We start from the raw sequence: 5,247 nt of genomic DNA on the forward strand, positions 1-5,247 counted from the left end.
CGCCCGATCCCGCCGCCGTCGCCGCCGCGCTTGCCGCCTGCGATGCCAGCACGCTCACCGAGCGTCCGGTCAACCAGCTGTCCACCGGCGAGCGTGCCCGCGTGCTGCTGGCCCGCGCCCTCGTTGCCCGGCCGGCCTGGCTGTTGCTGGATGAACCGATCGGCAATCTCGATCCCGGCCACCGGCTCGACGTGTTGGCCCTGCTTGCGGCGGAAGCAGCACGTGGCGCCGGGGTGGTGCTGGCCCTCCACGATCTCGATCTCGCCCGGCAGTGCGATCGGTTGCTGCTGATTGCCGGCGGCGCGCTGGTCGCCGATGGTCCACCCGCCACGGTGCTGAACAGCGACAATCTGTCCACGATTTTTGGTATCGAGATGCGTAACCATAGTTGGCAGCGAGCAGCGAATCGCTTATCTTGAGACCATGATCAGCAGGTTCGACCATCGGGCCCTGTTGACCGGCAGCGTACTTCGCCGAGTGGACAAGATCGAAGACAGGGACAGCTGGTGGGAACGCCGCGAAACCCTGCATCTCGGCGAGAAGGGTGATTTCGACTGGATTGTCGAAATTGACAGCCGGGACAACGGCGCAGCCAAGCCCAAGCGCGTGACGGAGCGTGCCACTGGCCTGTGGCAAGTGGTCGGCGAGAGCAACGGCCCGCATTTTCTGCAACTGATGACCGGCAATGGCGACATGTACAGCTGGGCGGCCAGGCCGGGCGCCGCGGGCGAGCATCTGATCAACAACAAGAGCTGGCAACGCTCTGCCGCGACGCTTGAACGGGTCTAACCCGCAATCACTGCAAGCCCATTGAGCGCATGGCCAACATCGGCCATACCCGCGACCATGCCGCTCATTGGTCAACCCCTGCCCCCGTCCGCCCGCACCACCGCCGCCGCCATGGCGGAATTGATCGCCGAGCTGCGTGAAAAGGCCGCCCGCATCGCCCTGGGTGGCCCGGCCAGCGCCCGCGAAAAGCATGTCGCGCGCGGCAAGCTGTTGCCGCGCCAGCGGGTCGAGGCGCTGCTCGATCCGCACAGCGCCTTTCTGGAAATCGGCCAGTTCGCCGCCCATGATGTCTATGGCGAGGAGGTGCCGGCCGCCGGCCTGATCGCCGGGGTGGGCCAGGTGTCGGGCCGGCTGTGCGTGATCGTCGCCAATGATGCGACGGTGAAGGGCGGCAGTTATTACCCGATCACCGTCAAGAAGCATCTGCGCGCCCAGGAAATCGCCGCGCAGAACGGCCTGCCCTGCCTCTATCTGGTCGACTCAGGCGGCGCCAACCTGCCCCGGCAGGACGAGGTCTTCCCCGATCGCGATCACTTCGGCCGCATTTTCTACAACCAGGCCACCATGAGTGCCGCTGGCATTCCGCAGATCGCCGCCGTGCTGGGCAGTTGCACCGCCGGCGGCGCCTATGTGCCGGCGATGGCGGATGAATCGATCATCGTGAAGAACCAGGGCACGATCTTCCTCGGCGGGCCGCCATTGGTGAAGGCCGCCACCGGCGAGGAGGTGACCGCCGAGGATCTGGGCGGCGGGGATGTGCACACCCGCATTTCCGGCGTCGCCGATCACCTGGCGGAAAATGACGAGGATGCACTGAGCATCGCCCGGCGCATCGTTGCCACCCTGCCGCCGGCGCCGGCTGTGGTGCGTGGCCCGGCGCGGCCGCCGCTGTTTGACGCGCACGAACTGAACGCCCTCGCCCCCATCGACACCCGTGTGCCGGTGGACGTGCGCGAGATCATCGCCCGCATCGTCGATGGATCGGAACTGCAGGAATTCAAGCCGCGCTATGGCGAGACGCTGGTCACCGGCTTTGCCCATATCGAGGGCTATCCCGTCGGCATCATCGCCAACAACGGCATCCTGTTCAGCGAGAGCGCCCAGAAAGGCGCGCACTTCATCGAGCTGGCCTGCCAGCGCCGCGTGCCCTTGCTGTTCCTGCAGAATATCAGCGGCTTCATGGTCGGACGCCGCTTCGAGAATGAGGGGATCGCCAAGCATGGCGCCAAACTGGTGACGGCGGTGGCCTGCGCCGCCGTGCCGAAGATCACCGTGGTGACGGGCGGCAGTTTCGGCGCCGGCAATTATGGCATGTGCGGCCGGGCCTATTCCCCGCGCTTCCTGTGGATGTGGCCCAATGCGCGGATCAGCGTGATGGGCGGCGAACAGGCGGCAAGCGTGCTGGCCACGGTGAAGAGCGGCGGCTTCAAGACCAAGGCCGAGGAAGAGGCGTTCAAGGCGCCGATCCGCGCCCAGTATGAAGCCCAGGGCAACCCCTATTACGCCAGCGCCCGGCTGTGGGATGATGGCATCATCGCGCCGGAAGACACACGCGCCGTGGTGGCGCTGTCACTGGCCGCCTCCTTGCAGCAGCCCATCCCCGAAACCCGCTTCGGCACGTTCCGGATGTGATGCGCGATGCTCGATGAAGCCATCGACGACTGGGGCACGGCCCGGCTCACCCTCAACCGGCCGGAGCGGCACAATGCCTTCAACGCCGAACTGATCGCAGCTCTGGAAGAAGCCTTCACCCGTCTCGGCGAAGCTGATGAGGTGCGCGCCATCGTGCTGGCCGGCAATGGCAAGAGCTTCTCGGCCGGCGCCGATCTCGACTGGATGCGCGCGGCCGCCGGCTGGAGCGAAGCCGAGAACCAGGCCGACGCCATGGGCCTGTCCAACATGCTCGCCGCCATTGATGAATGCCCGAAGCCAGTGGTCGTCGTCGCTCATGGTCATGTCACCGGCGGCGGGGTCGGGCTGGTGGCCTGCGCCGACATGGCGGTGGCCATCGAAGGCGCGCAGTTCCGCCTCTCCGAAGTGCGGCTGGGCCTCACCCCGGCCACAATCTCGCCGTTCGTGCTGGCAAAGATCGGTGCGGCAGCGCGGCGCTGGTTCCTCACCGCCGAAGCCTTCACCGCGGCTGACGCGCGAGACATGGGCCTGGTCAACGAAATCGCCATCGATGCCGACGCTGCCGAAGCCATGGTCGCGCACTGGCTGGCCCATATCGGCCAGGCTGCGCCCGGTGCAGTGGCCGATGCCAAGCGGCTGGCGCTGGATTTTGCCGGGGCCGAAATCACCGAGGAGCTGCGCGAGGAAAGCGCTCGCCGCATCGCCGCCCGCCGGGTGAGCGACGAAGGCCGCGAAGGCATTTCCGCCTTTTTGAACAAGGGGAAACCATCATGGATCATCGAATGAAGCCCTTGCTTGCCGCTGCCCTGCTGCTCGCCGCGCCGGCTGCGGCTGCGCCCAGGGACGACGTGCTGGCCGCCACCAACGCCTTCATGGATGCGCTCAACAAGGGCGACGCCAATGCGGCCGAGGCGATGACGCATCCGTCGCTCACCATCCAGGTCCAGCGCTTTCCGGCCGAAGGCGGCGCCAGGTTCAGCGTGCTGACGCGCCAGCAGTTGTTCGACAATTTCCGCAACGCCCCGCCGCGCAAGTTCGATGAACGCATCGTGCGCTCGAAGATCCTCGTCACCCGCGATTATGCCCATGTCTGGGCGCCCTACACGCTCGATATCGACGGCAAGCGCATCCATTGCGGCATCGACAGTTTCGGCTGGAGCAAGATCGACGGCAAATGGCTGCTGACGACGTTCGGCTGGACCGCTGATCCCAAGGGCTGTCCACCCAAGTGAGTGAAATGCAGAAGATCCTGATCGCCAATCGCGGGGAAATCGCCCGCCGCATCATCCGCACCGCGCACCGGATGGGCATCGCCACGGTCGCCGTGCATTCGGCTGCCGATGCCAATGCCCCCTTCGTGCGTGAGGCCGGCCAGGCCGTGCCCCTGGCCGGTGACAGGCCCTATCTCGACGTCGACGCCATCATCGCCGCGGCCAGGCGCACCGGCGCCGACGCCATCCACCCTGGCTATGGCTTCCTGTCCGAGAATGCCGATTTCGCCAAGGCGCTGAAAAAGGCTGGTATCATCTTCATCGGCCCGCCCGAAAGCGCCATGCGGGTGATGGCCCTGAAGGACACGGCCAAGGCCGCGATGAAGAAGGCCGGCGTGCCGATCACGCCCGGCTACCAGGGCAATGACCAGTCATTGGTGCGGCTGCAGAAGGCCGCCGAGGGCGTCGGCTTCCCGCTGCTGATCAAGGCGGTGGCCGGCGGCGGCGGCAAGGGCATGCGCACCGTGCATCATGCCGACGAATTTCAAGAAGCGCTGATGGCCGCCCAGCGCGAGGGCGAAACCGCCTTCGGCAATGCCGGAGTTATGCTGGAAAAGCTGATCCAGCGCCCGCGCCATGTCGAGGTGCAATTATTTGCCGACAGTCATGGCAACGCCGTCCATCTGTTCGAGCGCGACTGCTCTCTGCAGCGCCGCCACCAGAAGGTGATCGAGGAGGCTCCTGCCCCCGGCCTGTCCGACCAGTTGCGCCACACGTTGGGGGTCGCCGCCGTCACCGCCGCCCATGCCATCGGCTACCAGGGCGCCGGCACGGTGGAGTTCATCCTCGATCTCGACACGGTGGACCTCGCCGGCGATCCCGCCTTCTATTTCATGGAAATGAACACCCGGCTGCAGGTCGAACACCCGGTGACCGAGTGCATTACCGGCGAGGATCTGGTGGAATGGCAGATCCGCGTGGCGCGGGGTGAGCCGCTGCCGAAAAGCCAAGAGGAGCTCAGCGTCAACGGCTGGGCGATGGAAGCCCGGCTCTATGCCGAGGATCCGGACAGCGGCTTCCTGCCGGCCACCGGCACCATCTCATGCCTCGAATTCGGCGCCGGCCCCGGCGTGCGCATCGATACCGGCGTCGAGACCGGCAGCCGCATCGGGCTGGATTATGATCCGATGATCGCCAAGGTAATCGCCCATGGCGCAACGCGCAGCCAGGCCATCGACCGGCTGGTCGGCGCACTCGATGCCACCATCGTGACGGGCCTCAAATGCAACCGCGCCTTCCTCGCCCGGCTGGCCGACACCAAGGCCTTCAGGGCCGGCGAGGTCGATACCGGTTTCATCGCCCGCCATGCCGCCGAACTGGCCGCGCCCGGCCTGTGCCCGGCACCGGTGCTGCTCGCTGCTGCGCTGGGGCTGGGCCTGCCCACAGATGCGCCACGGAACACGCTGTTTGGCCAGCTCGATTTCCGCATGAATGTCGCGCCCGAAACCCATGTCCGCCTGTGGTGGGGGGAGGAGCGCCACGCGCTCACCCTGCGGGCCGCCGGCGGCCCGCGCTGGCGCATCGGCGGGCTGGCCGGCGTTGGCGAGGTCTCCGC

The 5,247-nt window shown here is 66.8% G+C and carries 6 protein-coding genes; all 6 read left to right on the plus strand.

Annotated features, from left to right (window positions below):
* Window positions 1-419: ATP-binding cassette domain-containing protein (locus tag GJ693_RS13610; protein ID WP_156256823.1), on the plus strand; the 419-nt coding region annotated here is incomplete at its 5' end.
* Between the two features lie 4 nt (window positions 420-423).
* On the plus strand, window positions 424-789 hold the full coding sequence (locus GJ693_RS13615) for a hypothetical protein (RefSeq protein ID WP_156256824.1): 366 nt from the start codon (window positions 424-426) through the stop codon (window positions 787-789).
* A gap of 111 nt (window positions 790-900) precedes the next feature.
* On the plus strand, window positions 901-2,421 hold the full coding sequence (locus tag GJ693_RS13620; protein ID WP_197042199.1) for a carboxyl transferase domain-containing protein: 1,521 nt from the start codon (window positions 901-903) through the stop codon (window positions 2,419-2,421).
* Between the two features lie 6 nt (window positions 2,422-2,427).
* Complete coding sequence (locus GJ693_RS13625) at window positions 2,428-3,207, plus strand: enoyl-CoA hydratase-related protein (protein WP_156256826.1); 780 nt, start codon at window positions 2,428-2,430, stop codon at window positions 3,205-3,207.
* Entirely contained in the window at window positions 3,204-3,653 is a 450-nt protein-coding gene (locus tag GJ693_RS13630; RefSeq protein WP_197042198.1) for a nuclear transport factor 2 family protein, read from the plus strand. The genes GJ693_RS13625 and GJ693_RS13630 overlap by 4 nt, the downstream gene beginning before the upstream one ends.
* Before the next feature lie 5 nt (window positions 3,654-3,658).
* On the plus strand, window positions 3,659-5,247 hold a 1,589-nt coding region (locus tag GJ693_RS13635), incomplete at its 3' end, for an acetyl-CoA carboxylase biotin carboxylase subunit (RefSeq protein ID WP_156256828.1).

It is taken from the genome of Sandarakinorhabdus oryzae (genome assembly GCF_009733735.1).
Taxonomy (GTDB): Bacteria; Pseudomonadota; Alphaproteobacteria; order Sphingomonadales; family Sphingomonadaceae; genus Sandarakinorhabdus; species Sandarakinorhabdus oryzae.